General features: G+C 44.4%; 17 protein-coding genes. 8 read left to right on the top strand and 9 right to left on the bottom strand.

Annotated features, from left to right (window positions below; genetic code table 11):
• Positions 1 to 12: 12 nt before the first annotated feature.
• The 5 genes from dnaJ (at position 13) to M886_RS10045 (ending at position 7,752) form a co-directional block, all read left to right on the top strand.
• Positions 13 to 1,182 (top strand): molecular chaperone DnaJ, encoded by a 1,170-nt coding sequence (gene dnaJ, locus M886_RS10065; RefSeq protein WP_011034422.1) that lies wholly within the window; start codon positions 13 to 15, stop codon positions 1,180 to 1,182.
• Positions 1,183 to 1,714: 532 nt separating this feature from the next.
• Positions 1,715 to 3,061, top strand: coding sequence for a Trk system potassium transporter TrkA (gene trkA / locus M886_RS10060; RefSeq protein ID WP_011034421.1), 1,347 nt, complete (start codon positions 1,715 to 1,717; stop codon positions 3,059 to 3,061).
• Positions 3,062 to 3,102: 41 nt separating this feature from the next.
• Positions 3,103 to 4,533, top strand: a complete 1,431-nt coding sequence (locus M886_RS10055; RefSeq protein WP_011034420.1) for a TrkH family potassium uptake protein — start codon at positions 3,103 to 3,105, stop codon at positions 4,531 to 4,533.
• A gap of 292 nt (positions 4,534 to 4,825) precedes the next feature.
• On the top strand, positions 4,826 to 6,172 hold the full coding sequence (gene trkA / locus M886_RS10050) for a Trk system potassium transporter TrkA (RefSeq protein WP_015412586.1): 1,347 nt from the start codon (positions 4,826 to 4,828) through the stop codon (positions 6,170 to 6,172).
• 149 nt (positions 6,173 to 6,321) lie between these two features.
• Entirely contained in the window at positions 6,322 to 7,752 is a 1,431-nt protein-coding gene (locus M886_RS10045) for a TrkH family potassium uptake protein (protein WP_011034418.1), read from the top strand.
• 144 nt (positions 7,753 to 7,896) lie between these two features.
• On the opposite strand, the gene M886_RS10040 is transcribed toward M886_RS10045, so the two are convergent.
• From M886_RS10040 to M886_RS10000, 9 genes are all read right to left on the bottom strand, one after another.
• Positions 7,897 to 9,120, bottom strand: coding sequence for a digeranylgeranylglycerophospholipid reductase (locus M886_RS10040; protein WP_048047546.1), 1,224 nt, complete (start codon positions 9,118 to 9,120; stop codon positions 7,897 to 7,899).
• Positions 9,117 to 9,293 carry a 4Fe-4S binding protein gene (locus M886_RS10035; protein WP_048038239.1) on the bottom strand — a complete coding sequence of 59 codons (177 nt, stop codon included), beginning with the start codon at positions 9,291 to 9,293 and terminating at the stop codon, positions 9,117 to 9,119. The genes M886_RS10040 and M886_RS10035 overlap by 4 nt, the downstream gene beginning before the upstream one ends.
• 740 nt (positions 9,294 to 10,033) lie before the next feature.
• Positions 10,034 to 10,468 (bottom strand): TetR family transcriptional regulator, encoded by a 435-nt coding sequence (locus M886_RS10030; protein WP_235203923.1) that lies wholly within the window; start codon positions 10,466 to 10,468, stop codon positions 10,034 to 10,036.
• Between the two features lie 738 nt (positions 10,469 to 11,206).
• Positions 11,207 to 11,833, bottom strand: coding sequence for a 2-phospho-L-lactate guanylyltransferase (gene cofC, locus M886_RS10025; RefSeq protein WP_048051108.1), 627 nt, complete (start codon positions 11,831 to 11,833; stop codon positions 11,207 to 11,209).
• Between the two features lie 95 nt (positions 11,834 to 11,928).
• Positions 11,929 to 13,083 (bottom strand): 7,8-didemethyl-8-hydroxy-5-deazariboflavin synthase subunit CofH, encoded by a 1,155-nt coding sequence (cofH, locus tag M886_RS10020; RefSeq protein ID WP_048051708.1) that lies wholly within the window; start codon positions 13,081 to 13,083, stop codon positions 11,929 to 11,931.
• Positions 13,084 to 13,138: 55 nt separating this feature from the next.
• Positions 13,139 to 14,269 (bottom strand): 5-amino-6-(D-ribitylamino)uracil--L-tyrosine 4-hydroxyphenyl transferase CofH, encoded by a 1,131-nt coding sequence (gene cofH, locus M886_RS10015; protein WP_011034413.1) that lies wholly within the window; start codon positions 14,267 to 14,269, stop codon positions 13,139 to 13,141.
• Positions 14,266 to 15,306 carry a 7,8-didemethyl-8-hydroxy-5-deazariboflavin synthase subunit CofG gene (cofG, locus tag M886_RS10010; RefSeq protein WP_048051707.1) on the bottom strand — a complete coding sequence of 347 codons (1,041 nt, stop codon included), beginning with the start codon at positions 15,304 to 15,306 and terminating at the stop codon, positions 14,266 to 14,268. The genes cofH (M886_RS10015) and cofG overlap by 4 nt, the downstream gene beginning before the upstream one ends.
• Positions 15,307 to 15,329: 23 nt before the next feature.
• Entirely contained in the window at positions 15,330 to 16,607 is a 1,278-nt protein-coding gene (locus tag M886_RS10005) for a phytoene desaturase family protein (RefSeq protein WP_048051107.1), read from the bottom strand.
• Positions 16,604 to 16,765, bottom strand: coding sequence for a 4Fe-4S binding protein (locus M886_RS10000; protein ID WP_048051106.1), 162 nt, complete (start codon positions 16,763 to 16,765; stop codon positions 16,604 to 16,606). The genes M886_RS10005 and M886_RS10000 overlap by 4 nt, the downstream gene beginning before the upstream one ends.
• Before the next feature lie 1,004 nt (positions 16,766 to 17,769).
• Between M886_RS10000 and fpoA the strand changes: the two genes are divergently transcribed.
• Genes fpoA through fpoC form a run of 3 tightly spaced genes read left to right on the top strand, consistent with a single transcriptional unit; the run spans position 17,770 to position 19,207 of the window.
• Positions 17,770 to 18,159, top strand: coding sequence for a F420H2 dehydrogenase subunit FpoA (fpoA, locus tag M886_RS09995; protein ID WP_235203922.1), 390 nt, complete (start codon positions 17,770 to 17,772; stop codon positions 18,157 to 18,159).
• Complete coding sequence (fpoB, locus tag M886_RS09990; protein WP_011034408.1) at positions 18,147 to 18,701, top strand: F(420)H(2) dehydrogenase subunit B; 555 nt, start codon at positions 18,147 to 18,149, stop codon at positions 18,699 to 18,701. Before fpoA ends, fpoB begins: the two co-directional genes overlap by 13 nt.
• A gap of 29 nt (positions 18,702 to 18,730) precedes the next feature.
• On the top strand, positions 18,731 to 19,207 hold the full coding sequence (gene fpoC, locus M886_RS09985) for a F420H2 dehydrogenase subunit FpoC (protein WP_048051104.1): 477 nt from the start codon (positions 18,731 to 18,733) through the stop codon (positions 19,205 to 19,207).
• Positions 19,208 to 19,212: the final 5 nt, after the last annotated feature.

Below are 19,212 nucleotides of genomic sequence, written 5' to 3'. Positions count from 1 at the left end.
CAGGGAATCCTGATGGCTACCAAACGTGATTATTACGAAATTCTCGGATTATCCAAAGACTCTTCAGTCGAAGATATAAAGAAAACATACCGGAAGCTTGCCCTGCAGTACCACCCTGACAGGAACAAAGAACCCGGGGCTGAGGAGAAATTCAAGGAAATATCTGAGGCTTACGCCGTTCTTTCAGATGCAGAAAAAAGGGCTCAGTACGACCGCTTCGGACATGCAGGGATAGATAACCAGTACAGTGCAGAGGACATCTTCCGGGGTGCGGACTTCGGCGGGTTCGGAGACATTTTTGAGATGTTTTTCGGAGGCGGCAGAAGGGGAGGTCCTATGGGCCCCAGGAGAGGTTCCGATCTTCAGTACGACCTCTATGTAACCTTTGAAGAAGCTGCTTTTGGAGTGCGCAAGGACATAGATATTCCAAGGACAGAAAGGTGTTCTACCTGCTCAGGCACAGGAGCAAAGCCGGGCACAAGCCCGAAGCGCTGCCCTAACTGCGGCGGCACGGGGCAGGTCCGTACAACCCGCTCAACCCTGGGAATGCAGTTTGTAAGCACCACGACGTGCAGCGCCTGTCACGGCAGGGGTCAGGTAGTTGAATCTCCATGCCCCACATGTAGCGGCGCGGGCAGGGTCAGGAGCAGGAGAAAGATGTCAGTCAACGTACCTGCAGGAGCAGACTCTGGTATGACCCTCAGGCTCAGCGGGGAAGGAGATGCAGGAGAACCGGGAGCGCCTTCCGGAGACCTTTATATTATCGTGCATGTGATGGAACACAAATATTTCAAGCGGGTCGATTACGATGTTATCTCCGAACTTCCAATATCCTTCACCCAGGCTGCACTCGGAGCAGACATTATGGTTGATACCCTTTACGGCAAGGTCAAAATGAATATTCCATCAGGGACCCAGACACATTCCGTATTCAGGCTCAAAGATAAAGGCATACAGCGCCTGCAAGGCCACGGCAAGGGTGACCAGCTCGTAAGGGTAATAATCAGGACTCCAACAAAACTCACTCAGGAACAAAAAGACCTTCTTCATCAGTTCGAATACCTGAGCAATGGGAAGAAGCCCGAAGCAGAGGAAAGGAGCAGATCTGATAAGCAGAAAAGCGAAAAACCCAGGAAAAGCAAGGGACTTTTCGAAAAGGTAAAAGATGCCTTTGAAAGTTGACTATAATACCTCTGGCTCCAATATTAGCCGGTTCTCCGGTATTTTCTCAGGCTTCTATTCTTTTTCCCTTTTCACCTTTTTTTGATTATAATTCTTCATACAGGATTCTTTTTTATTTAGATTCTTTTCTTTAAAGGAAGTTTGAAAAACATTTATATACACCTCTTTAATTCTATGCCTAGGAACCATAGTTATTTCGCAAAAGCATAGGCTTGAGAAATTCTGGTCTGCAAAACGTTTAATTTCCAGAGATGATCAACACGCTGAGAAACTTTGCTTTAATTTATCATCATGTATCGGGAATCAATTTGAATCCAGGTATTAAGCGCGGTATCTTCTTTATATTCAATTTAGCGTTACTTTCTTTAGTTTTAATTAGTTCTGGATTGACTGCTTTTACTGCGGCTATCTTCTGTTATAGTTATTTTTACTTTTCCCGGTATTATACCGTTCAGTCCTATGCTGGTTGCTTCTCGTTCAGGAATCCGTGCAGTGGCGGGTTCATTGATAACAGTTTTTTTGAAGGTGTTCTATGAAAGCTGTAATTATTGGTGCAGGGGAAGTGGGCTACCATATTGCAAAAGCCCTCTCTCCTAAAAATGATGTGGTAATTATAGATAAAGATGAAGAAGCAGCAAAAAGAGCTGACGAACTTGACGTGCTCGTAATTGAAGGAAACGGAGCAAACGCAGAGATCCTTTCAAGAGTTCTGCAGAATGCTGATCTTCTTGTAGCTGTTACCGGGGTTGATGAGGTTAACATTGTCGCCTGTATGACAGCAAAACTGATTATGAAAAATAAAAACGGCTGGAAAGATACAAAGACCATAGCAAGGGTCAGTAACCCCGATTACATAGACTCTCCGGTTACATCAAGAGCCCAGGTCGGCGTTGACCTTATGATCTGCCCGGAACTTGCGCTTGCTTCTGAAGTTGCCGATATACTCTCAAGTCCCTCCGCAATAGATGCGGAAATGTTTGCCGAAGGAAAGGTAAGGATGACTGAGTTTGCAATAAGTCCTGAAAGCAAACTTGTAGGAAAACATATGCAGGACCTCAAGCTTGCCGACTGCTGCATTGTCAGCGCGGTTTTCAGGGAAGACCAGATAATAATTCCCCATGGAGACGACCTGATCAAAGCAAACGACCATATGGTAGTTGTGGGCAAGCCGGAGTCCATGGAAGATCTTGAGAGCGTCTTCGGAAGTAAGGTGTCTCATAGAACCAGAATTCTCCTTATCGGATGCGGAATTGTAGGGATGTATCTGGCAAAACTGATCGATAAAGAGGAAAATGCAGATCTGAGAATTATCGAGCACAGCAAAAGCCGCTGCATAGAAGTGGCAGAGATACTGGAAAATGCCCTTGTACTTAATGGAGACGGCACTGATGTCAGCCTTCTCAGAGAGGAAAATATTGAAGATATGGATGTTGTTGTTGCGGTTACGGACAGCGATGAAAAGAACCTTCTCTGTTCCCTGCTTGCAAAGCAGCTCGGTGCAAAAAAGGTAATTGCAAGGGCTGACCGCTCGGACTACCTGCCTCTTTTTGAGATGGTAGGGATAGACATGGCTGTAAGCCCGAGAGAAGCAACCGTAAACGAAGTCCTCAAGCTTACCATGGGAAGAGGTATACAGACACTTACGACCATTGAGGGTGAAAGAGCTGAGATTATAGAATATACGGCCTCCGAGAAGTCCAGAATTGTGGGCAAGCCCTTAAACAAAGTAAAGTTCCCCAAAGGAGCTCTTATTAACATGGTGGTGCGCGGAAAGGAGACTATAATCCCAAGAGGGGATTTCATTGTCAATGAAGGAGACCGTGTAGTTATTTTCTCAATGGCTTCGGCAGCATCGGAAGTAGAAAAATATTTCAAGTAAGAAAATATTTCAAGTAAGTTTTACGGGACAGGGGTTTTTCTGTGAATAAAAAAGCTATTTATAATGCGCTTGGGAAAATTCTTATACTTCTGGCTTTTACAATGCTCGTTCCTCTTTTAGTGGCTTTTTATTATGGGGAACCCCTGAAACCGTTTACGGTTTCCATTCTCATAACCTTTCTTGCCGGTTTGCTCCTTACACGCATCAAGAGCAGTGCTGAATGGCAGCAGAAAGAAGCCCTTGCCATTGTGGCTCTGACCTGGCTTTCAGCAGCTATTTTTGGAGGGATCCCTTTCCTTTTCGAGGGCGTATCCTTCATTGATGCCGTGTTTGAAACAATGTCGGGTTTCACGTCAACGGGTTCGACTATTTTTGTGGATATTGAGAGTTATTCCAGGAGTCTTCTTTTCTGGCGTTCTTTTACGCAGTGGCTGGGCGGTATGGGTATTATTGTGCTTTTCATTGCTATCCTGCCAAAACTCGGAGTTGCGGGGCGCCAGCTTTTCCGGGCAGAAGCTCCGGGCCCTACAGAAGATAAGCTCAAGCCAAGGATAAAAGATACGGCAAAGATCCTGTGGGCGCTTTATGTCCTGATCTCTGCCGTTGAAGTTGTGGCACTGATGCTTGCAGGAATGTCCCTGTATGACGCCCTCACGCACACTTTTGCAGGCATGGCATGTGGAGGCTATTCCCCTTATGGTCTGGGGATTGAAGCTTTTAACAGCCCTCTTATAGAATTTATTCTCACATTTTTTATGTTCGCAGCCGGAGCGAACTTTGCCCTGTATTACAGGGCGATTTTTATTGACAGTAACTTTCTTCTTAAAGATGAGGAGTTCAGGGCTTATACCTTTATTCTCCTGGGATTTTCAGGCCTTCTCACCCTGGTTCTGTACAAAGATATGGATTTTTCCCTTTTCAATTCTTTCCGTTACGCCATATTCCAGATTACCTCTATCATGACGGCTACGGGCTTTGCTTCAACTGATTTTAACCTCTGGACAGATTCGGCAAAGGTCCTGGTTTTTGCGGTCATGTTTATAGGCGGCTGTGCAGGCTCCACCGGGGGAGGCATGAAGGTCGTGCGTTTTCTGCTGATGTTAAAGTATGCGAGGAGAGAGCTGTTTAAATTTGTTCATCCAAGGCTTATAAGGCCCATCAGATTCAATAACAAAGCAGTGCCTGATGATGTTTTACAGTCCATCCTGTCCTTTGTTGTGATTTACATATTAGTTTTTATCTTCAGTGCAATGTTCCTGACTCTGCTTGGAGTCGACATGATCAGTTCTGCTACCGCTTCGATTGCAACCCTTGGAAATATAGGACCTGGTTTTAACGTAGTCGGACCTATGGCAAACTTTTCAGCACTCCCTCCCCTGGGAAAAATTATCCTGATAAATAATATGTGGGTCGGAAGGCTTGAGGTTTATACCGTACTGGTACTCTTCACAAGCGATTTCTGGCATTCCTGAACAAAATTTCATTAAAGGCATACAATAGATGTGCCTGAAGTTGTCAGGCATCTGTGTTTTCCACTCATGCTTTTCCTGTAAATGCACCTGAATTCAGTCTTTCAATCCTCTCCGAACAGCACACTTTACTTAAATTTTATCAGCCCTGGATTTTTATTCTTTGGTTCTTTTTCATTTTTTCCACATTAAATGATTTCTTAGAAATCCTCCCATGTACGTTTTTTTCTCCAAAGACTACTTAAGCAAGCAGGAGCAATCTATCTGGGAACAGTCTTTTCTTCGAGGGAATCTTATGAAAGCGGTGGTTATCGGCGCAGGTGAAGTTGGGTATCATATAGCAAAGTTCCTTTCCCTCACACACGATGTGATCGTTATTGAGAATGACGAGGATGCCCTGAGACGGGCGGATGAGCTTGATGTTCAGGTTGTGGAAGGAAACGGCGCAAATGCAGATATTCTTGCAAGTGTCCTCCCTGATGTGGATATTCTCGTTGCTGTCACAGGAGTTGATGAAGTCAATATAGTTGCCTGTATGACTGCAAAGCTTATATTAAGGGCACATCCGGGCTGGAAAGAAACAAAAACCATTGCCAGGGTCAGCAACCCTGACTATATTGATGTGCCGGTTACGTCCAGAGCTCAGGTAGGGGTAGACATAATGATATGCCCTGAACTTGCTCTTGCTTCGGAAGTCGCTGAAGTGCTCTCAAATCCCTCTGCAATAGACGCGGAAATGTTTGCAGGGGGCAAAGTTCAGATGATGGAATTTGCCATCCGCCCGGACAACAGGCTTGTTGGAAAGCGCATGCAGGATATTGAGCTTGAGGACTGCTGCATCGTCAGTGCAATATTCAGGAATAATGATATAATCATCCCTCACGGAGACGATTTCATAAAGGCAAATGACCACATGGTAGTTGTGGGCAAGCCCAGGGCCATGGCGGACCTTGAAAACGTTTTCGGAAACGAAGGACCTCACCGGAATAGAATTCTTCTAATTGGCTGCGGAATTGTAGGCTTTTACCTTGCCAAGATTATAGATAAGGATGAGAACGCAGACCTCAAGGTTATCGAATACAGGAAAAGCCGCTGTATAGAAGTGGCAGAGATGCTGGAAAATGCACTTATACTCAATGGGGACGGCACTGATGTCAACCTTCTCAGGGAAGAAAACATAGAGGATATGGATGTCGTTATTGCGGTTACGGACAATGACGAAAAAAACCTTCTCTGTTCCCTGCTCGCAAAGCAAATGGGAGCAAAAAAAGTAATCGCAAGAGCTGACCGCTCGGATTATGTCCCTCTTTTTGAGATGGTTGGGATCGACATTGCAGTAAGCCCTAGAGAAGCAACCGTAAATGAAGTCCTCAAACTTACCATGGGAAAAGGCATAGAAGCCCTTGCGACAATTGAAGGCGAAAAAGCGGAAATTATCGAATATACTGCATCAGGACAATCCAAAATCGTAGGAAAACCGCTTAGCAAGATAAAGTTTCCCAAGGGTGCGATTGTTACCATGGTAGTCCATGATGATGATGTCATTATTCCCAGAGGGGAATTCATCATCAGAGAAGGGGATAGAGTTATTATCTTTGCCCTTTCCTCCGCAGTCCGTTCTGTTGAGAAATTGTTTAAGTAAGCAATAAATACGAAAATCTTAAATAAGAAACTCTTTCTTCATCTTCTTCATCTGTCCCTCATTTTTGAGAAGCTGTTTAAGCAAGAAATAAATATGAATAGTCATGAGTAGATTGAAAGAGTCATCACCTGTAAAAATAGAGGATCGGCATGAATATTAAGATTGTTTTTTATGTGCTTGGCGGTTTACTCAGGCTTCTCGGGATAATCATGGTTGTTCCTCTCGGAGTTGCGTACTACTATGGAGAAGATCTGACTCCGTTTCTTGTATCTATAGCAATAACCGTTATTACAGGCCTGATCCTTCTTTCCTACAAAACTGATGAAGAATGGATGCGCAAAGAAGGCTTTGCAATCGTTGGACTGGGCTGGCTTATTGCTGCGGTTTTTGGAGCAATCCCTTTTGTGCTTGACGGGATTTCCCCGCTTAACGCCCTTTTTGAATCCATGTCAGCCTTTACCACCACAGGCTCGACAATCCTCACGGATATAGAAAGCCACCCTAAAGGAATCCTTTTCTGGCGAGGCATGATGCAGTGGCTTGGCGGTATGGGAATTATCGTGCTTTTCATAGCCATTCTGCCAAAACTCGGAGTTGCAGGCAGACAGCTCTTCCGGGCTGAAGCCCCTGGCCCAACAGAAGATAAGCTGAAACCAAGAATCAGGGAAACAGCAAAGATCCTGTGGATGGTTTACTTCGTAATCTCATTCGCCCAGGTAGTTACCCTTCTGCTCGCAGGTCTTTCGCTGTACGATGCGGTAAACCATACATTTACCACGATGGCCTGCGGAGGTTTCTCCAATTACGGGTTGAGTATTGGTGCTTTTAACAGTCCTCTTGTTGAGTATATAATAACTTTTTTCACTTTCGTTGCCGGTGCAAACTTTGCACTCCATTACAGGGCGATTTATGTTGACAGGGACTTCCTGCTTAAAGACGATGAGTTCCGTTTCTATACAGCTCTGGTCCTGTCAGCAAGCGGGCTCCTTACTCTTCTGCTATGGAGGGACCTTAATACTGGCTTTTTTGATTCATTCCGGCTTGCAATCTTTCATGTAGTTACGATAATGACAAGTACCGGGTTTGCAATAGCTGATTTTAATCTCTGGTCAGAATCTTCAAAAATGGTGATTCTTTTAGTTATGTTTATTGGAGGCTGTGCAGGTTCTACAGGTGGAGGCATCAAGGTTGTACGCATTCTTATCTTACTCAGACACAGCCGAACGGAATTGTTCAAGGCTCTTCACCCCAGAGCCATAAAAAGCGTTAAATTCAACAATAAAGCCGTGCCTGATGAGATTATCAGCTCTATAATCTCATTTGTGGTGATTTACCTCCTTATTTTTATCTCAAGCGCCCTTATCCTCTCTGTCCTGGGAATGGACATCATAACTTCAATTACAGCTTCCATTGCTACCCTGGGCAACATAGGTCCGGGCCTGGGTGTGGTAGGTCCTATGGGTTCTTTTGACCCCATTCCTCCCCTGGGAAAATTAATCCTGATCGCCAATATGTGGATTGGGAGGCTTGAAATCTACACGGTAATCGTGCTCTTTACTCCTGAGTTCTGGAATAAATAATTCCATGAAAAAAACCAAGATGCCTGGAAAAAGTAAAATTTAGAAAAACAGGATTTGCAGACAGAACCCCTGCAGGAAATCTAAAGTAGACCAGAAAAAAGAGAATAAAAAATGCCTGAAAAAACAGGCATCATGTCTTATTTTTTATGTCTTATTTTTTATCACTTCTTTTGCCGCATCCTTGAAAAGCACACGAAGGTCCCAGAGCAGTTTCTTGTTGGCTTTGAAGAGAGCCTGAAGAAGGTCAAGAAGGCTCATTCTCTCGAATTTGACATCTTTTAATGAGTGGGCAAGCGAGTCAAGATCATCATCAGTAAGGTTGATAAAGCAGTTCTTTACGATAAGGCTCATATCGATATCATGCCCTACTGTGTCCCTCCACTTTTTTTCATATACCTCTTCAAGCTTTACCACGGAGACGTCTCCTGCAGATATGGCTTCATAGGCAGCTTCTCCTGCCAGCTTGCCTGCGTCCATGGCATTGAGGATCCCTCCGCCTGTTATCGGGTCTGACTGGCGTGCAGCATCTCCTACAAGCATAAGCCCGTTAACTGAGGTTTTTTCGATGCTGCCTGAGACCGGGACTCCGCCGAAAACCATCTCAACTATTCTGGCATCAGGGAATTTCTTCTGCACGAAATCATTCAGATAATCAACAGGCCTGGGCTTGAATTTGCCCATTTTACTTCCGAGAATCCCTATCCCGACATTGGCTTTGCCTCCTCCTTTGGGGAAAACCCAGACATAGCCCCCGGGTGCCATTTCATTTCCTATATAGAACTCGCAGTATTCCTGGTTTATATCTGCACCTGCTATAAGGTACTGGGCACAGGTTTCAACGTCTACAGGCTTGAGTGCTGTATCTATTCCTGCCCATCTGCCTACCTTTGATTCAACCCCGTCAGCGCCTATTACTATGCTGGCACGCACCTCATACTCTTTCCCAAGGTGCATGAGTCTGGCTCCTTTTACAGAGTCATCCTCAATAATAAGACCTGTAGCTCTTGTCTTTACCCGGACTTCAGCCCCGGCGGTTGCGGCATGTTCTGCAAGGGCGCGGTCAAATACCTTTCTTTCAAGCACGTAGCCGACTTCTCCTCCGGAAATTTCCTCAGCCATCTCTATCTTTGTGCCGTCCGGGGAGAAAATACAGGAACCTTTAAGATCAGCGCAGATCCACCTTTTGTCTATTTCCACATGCTTTTTAAGGCACTCTTTGTTCACGCCTTCTGCGCAGCGTACAGGGTCACCTATTTCCTGGCGTTTTTCAATTAAAAGTACATCAAGCCCTTTTTCCGCAGCAGTTTTTGCAGCAATGGAACCTGCAGGACCGGCTCCTATAACCAGAACATCATACTTGTCCTTCATTTCATTACCTCGATTGCTCCCACAGGACAGATGCGATCGCATATCCCGCACACGATACAGATACTTTCATCTACTTCAATCCAGGTTTCTACAAGTTCGAGTGCTCCTTTAGGGCAAACTCCCACACAGGCCCCACAATATCCACATTTATATCTGTTTATGTTTACGCTCACCAGCTCACCTGTCAAATTTAAAGGTAAATCATAATCCTTAACCAGCAGATACTGCCTTTTTTAAGAAAGTACGGCGTAAATGGAAAGGCACAGCAGTGCGGTTCCACATTATTTTAGATTAATTAATGTAAGATAATACATGAAAGTCTAATTTTAAATAATATATTGAAATTTTATAATTTAATATAAGCCTTTTTCGAGCTTTTCGGATTTTATATTATTCACGGGTTTTCTTTTCGGCAGGATGAGGCTCGAATTCGGACCAGTTCATCCGGAGAGAATCACTTTCTGGAATAGTTTTCACAATTAATGTATTAATCTAGTTTAAAGTTATTGGCTCTATCAGACCAACGCGTTCTGGAAAGTTTTTTCCAGCAAATTTTTCAATATACAAATTAGTAATGTCAGATCTTTATAAATTGTACCTTGCCTTTCGGAAGTTACTGTGAGTTTGTTTTTAATTGTGATTTTATTCTAAATATAGATATAGCAATTATAAACATACTAATTATAAACATAGTAATTAACTGCTTACTGGCTGCATGCATCAAAAAGAACAGCAGTTCTGAATAACAACTCTAAGTTAATAGTGCTGGATGCAGTTCTGGATAATAATTTCAAATTGATAGTTCGAGGTTAGCAGTTCTAACCAGTGGTTCTTAACTATTTTTCAAGAATCTAATTTTCTGGTCAAACATACATTCTCATAAGGCCGCTTTTCCTTCACTCTGCCTGAAACTTTAATCATTTTTTTTTACAATGTTTTCTGCCAGGAGATTAATAAAAATATCCATAATTTCTGGAAAATCGTCATTTTCGATTTCATTTCTGAAATGAATTAGGGAAAGAACCGCCTGTGTTGTTTCAGCAAGGATCTTTGCGGGCTTGTCGATAAGAAGTCCAGCATCTGCCCATTCTTCAAAGAAAGGGATGATCGTTTCCACATTATCCCTGCAAATCCGTTTAATTTCTTCTTCAGAAGATCGGGAAATTTTCAGTTCAAGGTGCTCTTTTTCAATAAAAACTTTTCTCCAGATCGGATGGTTATTGACGATATTGAGCACATACCGGAGATAAGCTCGAATCGCTTTATCGGGTTCATCCCTGTACTTCAGGAAGGAATTTTCGAGTATGCTGTCCTTTAAAGCTTCCCGTTCTTCTTTATAGATCTGCAAAAAGAGGTCTTCTTTACTATTGAAAAAAGAGTAAAAAGAACTCTTTGAAATTCCCAGCCCTTCGGTAAGGTCTTCAATACCTGTCTTCTTAACTCCATACCTTGCAAAGCAGTCCTTCCCACGGTCTATAATATTTCGTTTTATGATCTCTCTTTCTTCCTCTGTAAAAGATCTCAGTGGCTCACCTCTTCTGGGAATAAATTCCCGGATTTATCGAGTTTACAAAGCCTGTATCAATCTGTTCAGAATCAAAAACCAATAATATCAGTGAATAATTGATTTTTTTATTCATAGCTTAATTACACATCATCTATTTAAAATTTTTGAACCCCGGGTCCTGTCTTAGGAGGAAAAGGACCTTTTCGAAACCCGAGTTTCGCTTCGAGATACCAGGAAATCGAAGGTTTTCTGGGAGTTACGATGAAATCACAACAACATGAGGTTCTTTTCACCTGCTTCTCTTAGCTCAGGAGGACTAATTTGGAAATTATAAAATGAGTTGAGCTAAAAGGGCAGATAAAAGCCTAAAATCATTCAATATCATTAACTATACAGAACATTCCTGTCCCGCTCGACGCAGGAAAGCGGCTTTGTTAAAAAATAAGAAAAAAGAGAAAAGTTAGAAATTAAAAAAAGAGAAAAGTTAGAAATTAAAAAAAGAGAAAAGTTAGAAATTAAAAAAGAGAAAAGTTAGAAAATAACCTTAAATGTTATTTTGACACTTTTCATTCTGCCAGATTAAAGTGAAACCAGCCCAACCCTTCCTCTTTTGACTTCGAGTCTGAATTTACTCTCAATATAGTCTTTTGCAGCACCTTTGCCGTGTATGAGAAGCTCTACGAGGTCTTCAGGCTCATCTATGTCCGTGCCTGCCATAAAAGAGTCGTAGATTTCAAAGCCCTGACCTGAATCCGTTGCAATCGAGCAGTGAGTTAGAAAACTCGAGCCGTAATACTTTACCCTGTATTTAGAGGGATTTTTTATGAAAAGAGCGTTTGTGCCGCCGCCTTTTCCCGGGACGATGCAGACATCCTTTTCCGTTGAGCTTATCTCCTTTATATGCTCAGGAGAGAGGAGAGGGAGGTCAGCCATAACAATAAGGACAGGCTCCTCTGCCTCTTTGAGATACCTGTTAAGGGCTTCGTTCAGGTCTTTTTCGTCCAGCAGAACTCTTGCTTCAGTCATTTCCTCAAGCCCGTAGACAGATGGGCTGAGGATGTCGACTTGTTCTATTCCGGCTCCCTTGAGAGAAGATATTACCTGGTTTAACATGAGTTCTACAAATTCTTCTCTTTCCTGCAAACTCAGTACAGGCGATAACCTTGATTTTGCGCCGGCTTTCTTATAGGGGATTACGGCTCTCATCTGGACTCCTGCATAATTTCGTTTTTCATTTTCGTTTTTTATCTCAACAAATTCTTTTAATATTCAGATCTAAAGAAATCTCTTTTTTCAGTCTCTTACTCTTTGCTGCCCATCCCTGCTTTTGCGTAACCGGGAAATAAGCCTTCCTGCCCCGGAAACCCTGGTTCTATCTTACGGTAAAGGGTATCTCTCTGCACCGGGACTCTTCCTGCCCCTTTAATCATCCATTCAAACTCTGCAGGAGATACATACTCCCCGTGGCTGCCCCCGGAAGCTGTCGAAATCTGGTCTTCCATAAGCGTGCCTCCGAGGTCGTTTGCGCCGCACTGCAGGGCCACCTGGGCAAGTTTCTTTCCCAATTTTACCCATGTAGCCTGGATATTTTTAACGTAGGTGTGCAGAATTACGCGGGAAATAGCTATGAGCTGCAGGTCTTCAAGCCCTGTGCTTGAGAATTTTCCGGATGCAAGCATTTTTTCCCCTACAGGGTTGTTGTAAGGCAAAAAAGACATTGGAATAAGTTCCGTAAATCCGCCTGTCTCTTTCTGGATCTCGCGGATAGTAAAGACATGGTCCAGACGTTCTTCAAGGGTCTCGACATGCCCATACATAATTGTGGCATTGGTGGAAATGCCTGCTTTATGTGCTGCGGTCACAGTATCAATCCACTGCTGGGTGCTGATTTTTGAAGGGCAGATGATCTTTCTTACCCTGTCAGAGAGGATCTCGGCTGAAGTCCCGGTAAGGGAATCAAGCCCGCTCTTTTTAAGCCTGCGGAGGGCTTCTTCAACAGACATACCCGAGGTTTCTGCTGCGTAGTTGACCTCCATAGGGGAAAGGGCATGAAGGCACAGGTCCGGGTATTCGGCTTTTAAGGACTCTATAACCTCAAGATAGAATTCCATATCAGCTTCCGGGGTGTACCCTCCCTGAACGCAGACTTCCACGGCTCCGGCTTTTCTCGCATCCCCTGCTTTTTTCAGGATTTCTTCAATGCTCAGGATATATCCTTTCTCTGTCCTGTAGGCGCAGAACCCGCAGTTTCCGACGCATTTATTTGTGATATAAATATTCCTGTTTACCACATAGCTGACAGTGTCGCCTGCAGCAATTGCCCTGAGGTCATTGGCAAGCTCAAACAGCTCAAAAGGGTTTCCTTCAAGCAGGAGAAGGGCGTCTTCTTTAGTGCATTTTCCCTTGTATGCCCTTTCAATAACATTTTCGGGAGTTGTCGGTTTTTTCGTGTACATCCGATCATCCTTTTTTAAAATCATCGTTATCCTGACTGTTAGCCGGCTTTTCAGCTTATTCGAAAGCTCCGCACCCGGCAATCTTTCGAGAATTCCTGGAAGCCAGCTCATGCGCTTCCCTGTAAAGGGTCGTCCTCTCTTTCGGGATCCTGCCGGCTCCGTGGATCATCCATTCGAGCTCATCAACAGTGATCATTTCCCCGTGGCAGGCACCTGCGGATCTGGAAATGCTTTCCTCCATCAGTGTGCCTCCCAGGTCATTGACTCCGCAGTGGAGAGAAAACTGGGCAAATTTCTTTCCCAGTTTAACCCAGCTTGCCTGGATATTATCAACATGCCCGTGGAAAAGTATACGGGATACCGCATAGACTTTCAGGTCTTCAAGACCCGGTGTGGCATATCTGCCTTCCTTTATCATTTTTTCCCCTACAGGATTGTTATAGGGCATAAAAGGCAGGGGCACAAATTCCGTAATTCCTCCGGTCTCCTTCTGGATTTCCCTGATAGTGAGCATATGGTTAATCCTCTCTTCAGGAGTTTCAACGTGCCCGTACATCATGGTTGCAGTCGTCGGAATCCCTGCAGCATGTGCCTGTGTAACCACTTCGATCCATTCTGCAGTATTGAGTTTTGCGGGGCAGATTATTTTTCGAACGCGGTCGGAGAGTATTTCGGCTGCTGTCCCCGGCATGGTATCAAGCCCGCTTCTTTTAAGCCTTCTCAGGGACTCTTTTACCGGGATTTCACTGATGCGCGAAGCATGATAAACTTCCATGGGCGAAAAAGAATGGACATGCATTTCCGGGAATTCGGCCTTTATGGCTTCTACGATCCCCTGGTAAAAGTCCAAACCCACATCAGGAAGCAGCCCTCCCTGGATACATACCTCGGTGGCGTTTGCCTTTTCGGCTTCCCTGACCTTTTCCATAATTTCTTCAATGCTCAGGACTTTACCATCATCTGTCCTGAATGCGCAGAACCCGCAGCTTCCTGTACAGCGGCTTGTAAAATTTATGTTCCTGTTCACAACATAGGTAACCGTGTCCCCTGCTGCCAGGTCGCGGAGTTCATCTGCAAACCTGAAAAGTTCGAAAGGGGGCACCTCCAGAAGAAGGAGCGCGTCTTCTTTTGTGGTTTTTCCCCTGTGTGCACGTTCGATGAGGTCTTCGGGAATTCTGCTGTTCATTTTTCTGAATCCTCCGCGTTCTCTGTTCCGGGCTGCTTCCTGTACCCGCTATTATCTGAGAGCCGCTTGATAAGGCTGCCAATCCTTTCCGAATACCACCCTTTTTTTACGTATGGAGGGTAAACTGGAAGGCGTTCTTTAAGTGGAATGTCCCCCAGCTTTTTCTGCAGGTTTTTCACATCAGGCCATTCAGCTTCGGGGTTGATCCAGTCAATTGTAAGAGGAGATATGCCTCCGAGATCAGTTACTCCTTTTGCGATAAGGGATTTCGGGTCTATAAGATTTGGGGCAACCTGGACTGCCACGTCACCGGGCAGAATCCGGGCTGCAAGCTCTACGGAATCCATCATCTCTTCAACAGCAGGCTCGGGAAAGTTTTCCATCTCTGTCCCCGGCTTTGGGGCAAAATTCTGGATGATCACTTCCTGAATATGCCCGTATTCCCTGTGAAGAGCTGCAATTGCTTCAAGTGATTCTATCCTGTCGTCCCTGCTCTCCCCTATACCTATAAGGAGTCCTGTAGTATAAGGAATCTTCAGTTTTCCGGCTTCTCGAATAGTTTCAAGCCTGCGTTCCGGAATTTTTCCGGGGCAGTCTTTATGTGCGGCCAGAACTGCCGTGCTCTCAAGCATCAGCCCCATGCTTGCATTCAGGGGCTTTAAAGCTTCGAGTTCTGAGCGGGTCATTATCCCCGCATTCGTATGGGGAAGAATACCGATGTCGATTGCAGTTTCACAGAGAAAAACAAGATATTCAAACGTGGAGGAATACCCGATCTCTTCAAGCATTTCACCGTATCCCGGCACTTCTTCTGCACGCTCCCCAAATGTAAAAAGAGCTTCTGTGCATCCTGCCCTTACTCCGTTTTCAAGAACAGAAATAACCTCTTCAGGCTTCATGAGCCGGGCCCCGGGCTGTCCGGGTTCCCGCCGAAAGCCGCAGTAACCGCACTGATTTCTGCAGATATTGGTTACAGGGATGAAAACGTTTTTTGAATAGGTAACGAAAGGAACTTTTTTCGATGTAATGTGAAACACCTGCTTCTGGTTTTTTTCGGTCTTCAACCGAAGACTTTTTCCATAACCGACATTACTCCAAGAGCCACTCCCTCGACTTCTATGCCGCCTTTTCCTTTGGCTCCGTCTCCAACAACATAAAGCCCGGAAAAAGGAGTTTCATTTCCAGGGTCAGTGCCCGAAGCTGCCCTGTTTACAGGCCATTCGTCATGGTATGACTGGATAAGAAGGACTTCATACCTCTTACCCGGGAAAATCTCTTTCAGGTCCTCAAGACCCATTTCGATTTCGGATTCGAGGTTCTTAACGTTCTCAGGTGCAACATACTGGTGGCACATGGTAAGGTGCTTTCCCGGAGGGGCCAGTTCGGGGTCAGCCTGAGTAACTTCATTGACACCGTTTATGCGCCTTGTATAGGGGGTTAACAGAACTCCTGTGTGACCTACAAGAGGCTCATCTGCTGCAAGACAGATCTTTATGCCTGCGGAAGGCTGAAGAGTCCCGACCATTTTAAAGTAGGCTGCATCTGCTTCTTTTGAGAGGGCTTCACTGCAGAGCACAGCAGTTGCAGCATGGCCGAGATTACTGATAACCAGGTCAGCATCATGTATCCTGTCATCGGCAATTATTCCTGCAGCTTTTCCGTTTTCAATTAGGATTTTTGAGACTTCCTGTCCGGTGTGTATTTTCCCTCCATTTGCTGAAATAACGGTTTCAAGGGTATCAATAATCCCTTTACATCCGCCTTCAGGGACACCTGTTCCTCCAAACCGGTACATGTTTTCAATTATCTCAAAAACTTCTTCTACCGGGACTTCGTCGCTTTTCAGGCTGAGAGCCCAGCCGCAGAAAGAATCGGCAAATTTTATCAGCCATTCATCACTGACCTGGCTCTTAATCCAGGCCTGAAGCGAGCTTCCGGATGGACGGTTTTTCCTTGTGCTGACAATCAGGAGGGCTATTTTCATTCGGTCTTTATAGGACAGAAGAGAAGGAAAATCATTGAACGAAATATCTTTGAAGCCTTTCACGTAGTCCGGGTTTCCTTTCTTGAGGGGGACGCGTACAGTGGTCATTTCTGACCTCACTATATTTACACTGGCTCCGACTTCTTTGAGGAAACGGGCAAGGGGTCCTCGGGGTCCGTTGGGAAGCATGTGGAAAGCTCCGCTGGATAGCTGGAACCCTTTATAACTGAGGTTGGTAAACCTGCCACCTGTGATGGGAAGCCTTTCAAAAACTTCAACCTCATGCCCTGCTTTTGATAAACGGGCAGCGCTTAAAAGCCCTCCAAGTCCTGCACCTATGACAACCGTTTTCATGCCGGCACCTCAATAGCTTTCACAGGGCAGTAGGGGATGCACATCCCGCAATCCACACAGGCATCAGTAGCCCGTGCTCTCCCCCTTACTTCTATTGCTCCTTTTTTGCAAAAAGAAGCGCACTGGCCACACCCTACACAGTTATCGTTTATGTTCATGAGTTCCACCAGCTTTTCTATCGTGAAAAGGATTATTATAATGTATTGGTATACCGTATCGACCCATATCTCATCACCGGTGTGAGACGGATTTTCTGGTTATTATGCGCCGGTTGTAATATGTAATAGGTAATATACTATGAAATTATCCCATCAGGAGTATAATAGAGCTTAAGGGAATACAGATAAGATGTATACACAATTATTATACTCAGGGTTTGCCAGAGAAGAAACGAGTTCTTTTTAATGGAAAAAAATTGCCTGTTTTCCTGTTTACATGGAAAATTTTCAGCATACTAAGTTCCTTATTATTTTCATTCCATAACTTGCCTCAAGAAGGCTTTAACCTCCAGATTTGTCATTATTATTTATGTAATATTTAGTGCATTTTTTATGAGGATAAAAATAATTAGTGGAGATATATAATTCCTTGCCAATCCCTGGAAAAAAACCTGTAATTTCAGGAAACTGCTTTCCAGAATATGATAGCTGTTAAAAAATAACATATTTATGGGGTATATATAATTTCGTAACTGGACCAGGGCTTTTCCCCCAGTTTTTTTAGACATTTCTATATTTTAAAAACAGATTTTTAATTATTTAGACTTAATATTTATATAATATTAATTATCTAGCAAATAACTATAAATATCCCCTGATTTATTTGCAGAACTAGCTAGCTACCTTTAATCTTAATTATTAATTATATTACTTTCACGCGAATGAGTCCAAACCATTGGAAGGATGGAGTTCTCCTGACTTTCGGAAATTTATCATATAATCCTGGGCATCGAAAAGTAAATTTTTCAAGGTCTGGGAGTCAGGATGTCCATATTCAAGAGCCATCTTCAGTAAAAAGGCACCTGGGTACAGACATTCTCTACCGGGCCTGTACCGGTCAAATGGTTTGTAAATAACCGGAAGATTCGGACAGTCTTTTTGTCCAGCATCTTAAAAATTAAAAATCAAGATCATGCGACGCTGCAATTTCAGATTGCTGCACTTTGATAGGTGATACAATGTCTGGAATAATTGATAGCTATATACCGGTTGCCATATTTCTTGCCGTGGGACTGATCATGCCTCCCATGACAATGTTCATGGTAAAACAACTGAGTCCGAGGAGCAAAGCAGCCAACAAATACACAACATACGAGTCGGGTTCCGTTCCAACAGGAACTGCAAGGATCCAGTTCAATGTTGAGTATTATCTCTATGCAATTGCTTTCGTTCTTTTTGATATTGAGGTTCTTTTCCTTTACCCTTGGGCTACAGTCTATAAGGGGCATGGGATTACCTCAATTGCAGTGGTTGAAATGTTTGTATTCATTTTCATACTGCTCTTCGGATATGTATATCTCTGGAAGAAGGAGGCCCTTACATGGGTGAAGTGAAGGAGACAAAAACGAATAACTCAAAGGAAAACCCGGAAGAAGAAGTCCCCGGAGTCATCACAACAACTACAAGTGCAATCCACAATTTCCTCAAGAAAACAAAGGCTCAGGACATAATCAACTGGGGACGGAAAAACTCTCTCTGGTTCATGACCCAGCCTATGGGCTGCTGCGGTGTGGAAATGATTGCAACCGGCTGCGCCCATTACGATACTGACCGTTTCGGGATTATTCCGAGGAACTCCCCAAGACATGCGGATGTCATGATCATCAGCGGCTACGTGACAAAAAAGTATCTTCCGGCATTAAAGAGGCTCTGGGACCAGATGCCTGCGCCTAAATGGGTTATTGCCATGGGGGACTGTGCAATCAGCGGCGGACCATTTTACGAGTCCTACAGCACTGTTCAGAACATCGACGAAATCTTCCCTATCGATGTATATATTCCGGGATGTCCCCCCAGACCTGAAGCCCTGATCCAGGGGTTTGTGGAACTGCAGGAAAAAATAAAAGCCAGAAAGGACCGGGGTACGGAATACTGAGGAGATTAAGGCTTATTTGAGGGAATATAATGGACGCCAGAACGATTATAGAATCATTAACCGGGAAATTCCCGGAAGCGATTTCTGAAGCCGGGATCGAATCTCCAATCCGTATCCGGGCATATGTTGACAAAGATAAAGCAAAAGAGGTCTGCGAGTACCTTAAGGGCTCCCTTCAGTTCGACCACCTCTGTTCCGTGAGCGGAGTGGACTATCCTCAGAGGAACGAGCTCGAAGCAGTGTATCATATAGCTTCATATGACCACCCCGTAGTCCTTATGCTGAAAGCAAGACTGCCAAGGGATTCTCCGGAAATAGAATCCGTTGTGTCGGTATACTGGAATGCAAACTGGTATGAAAGGGAGACCTACGAACTCTACGGGATATTCTTTAAGAATCATCCGGAACTGAAGCCTCTTGTTCTCCCTGATGACATGCTGGGCGAGTGGCCTCTCAGAAAGGACTATGAGGGTTTTCCGAACAGGACAGCAAGAAACCTGGTGTGAGGGGT

This window comes from Methanosarcina soligelidi, assembly GCF_000744315.1.
Lineage (GTDB): Archaea > Halobacteriota > Methanosarcinia > Methanosarcinales > Methanosarcinaceae > Methanosarcina > Methanosarcina mazei.
Note: the sequence above shows the minus strand (reverse complement) of the source record. Positions and strands in the feature narration are given on the sequence as shown.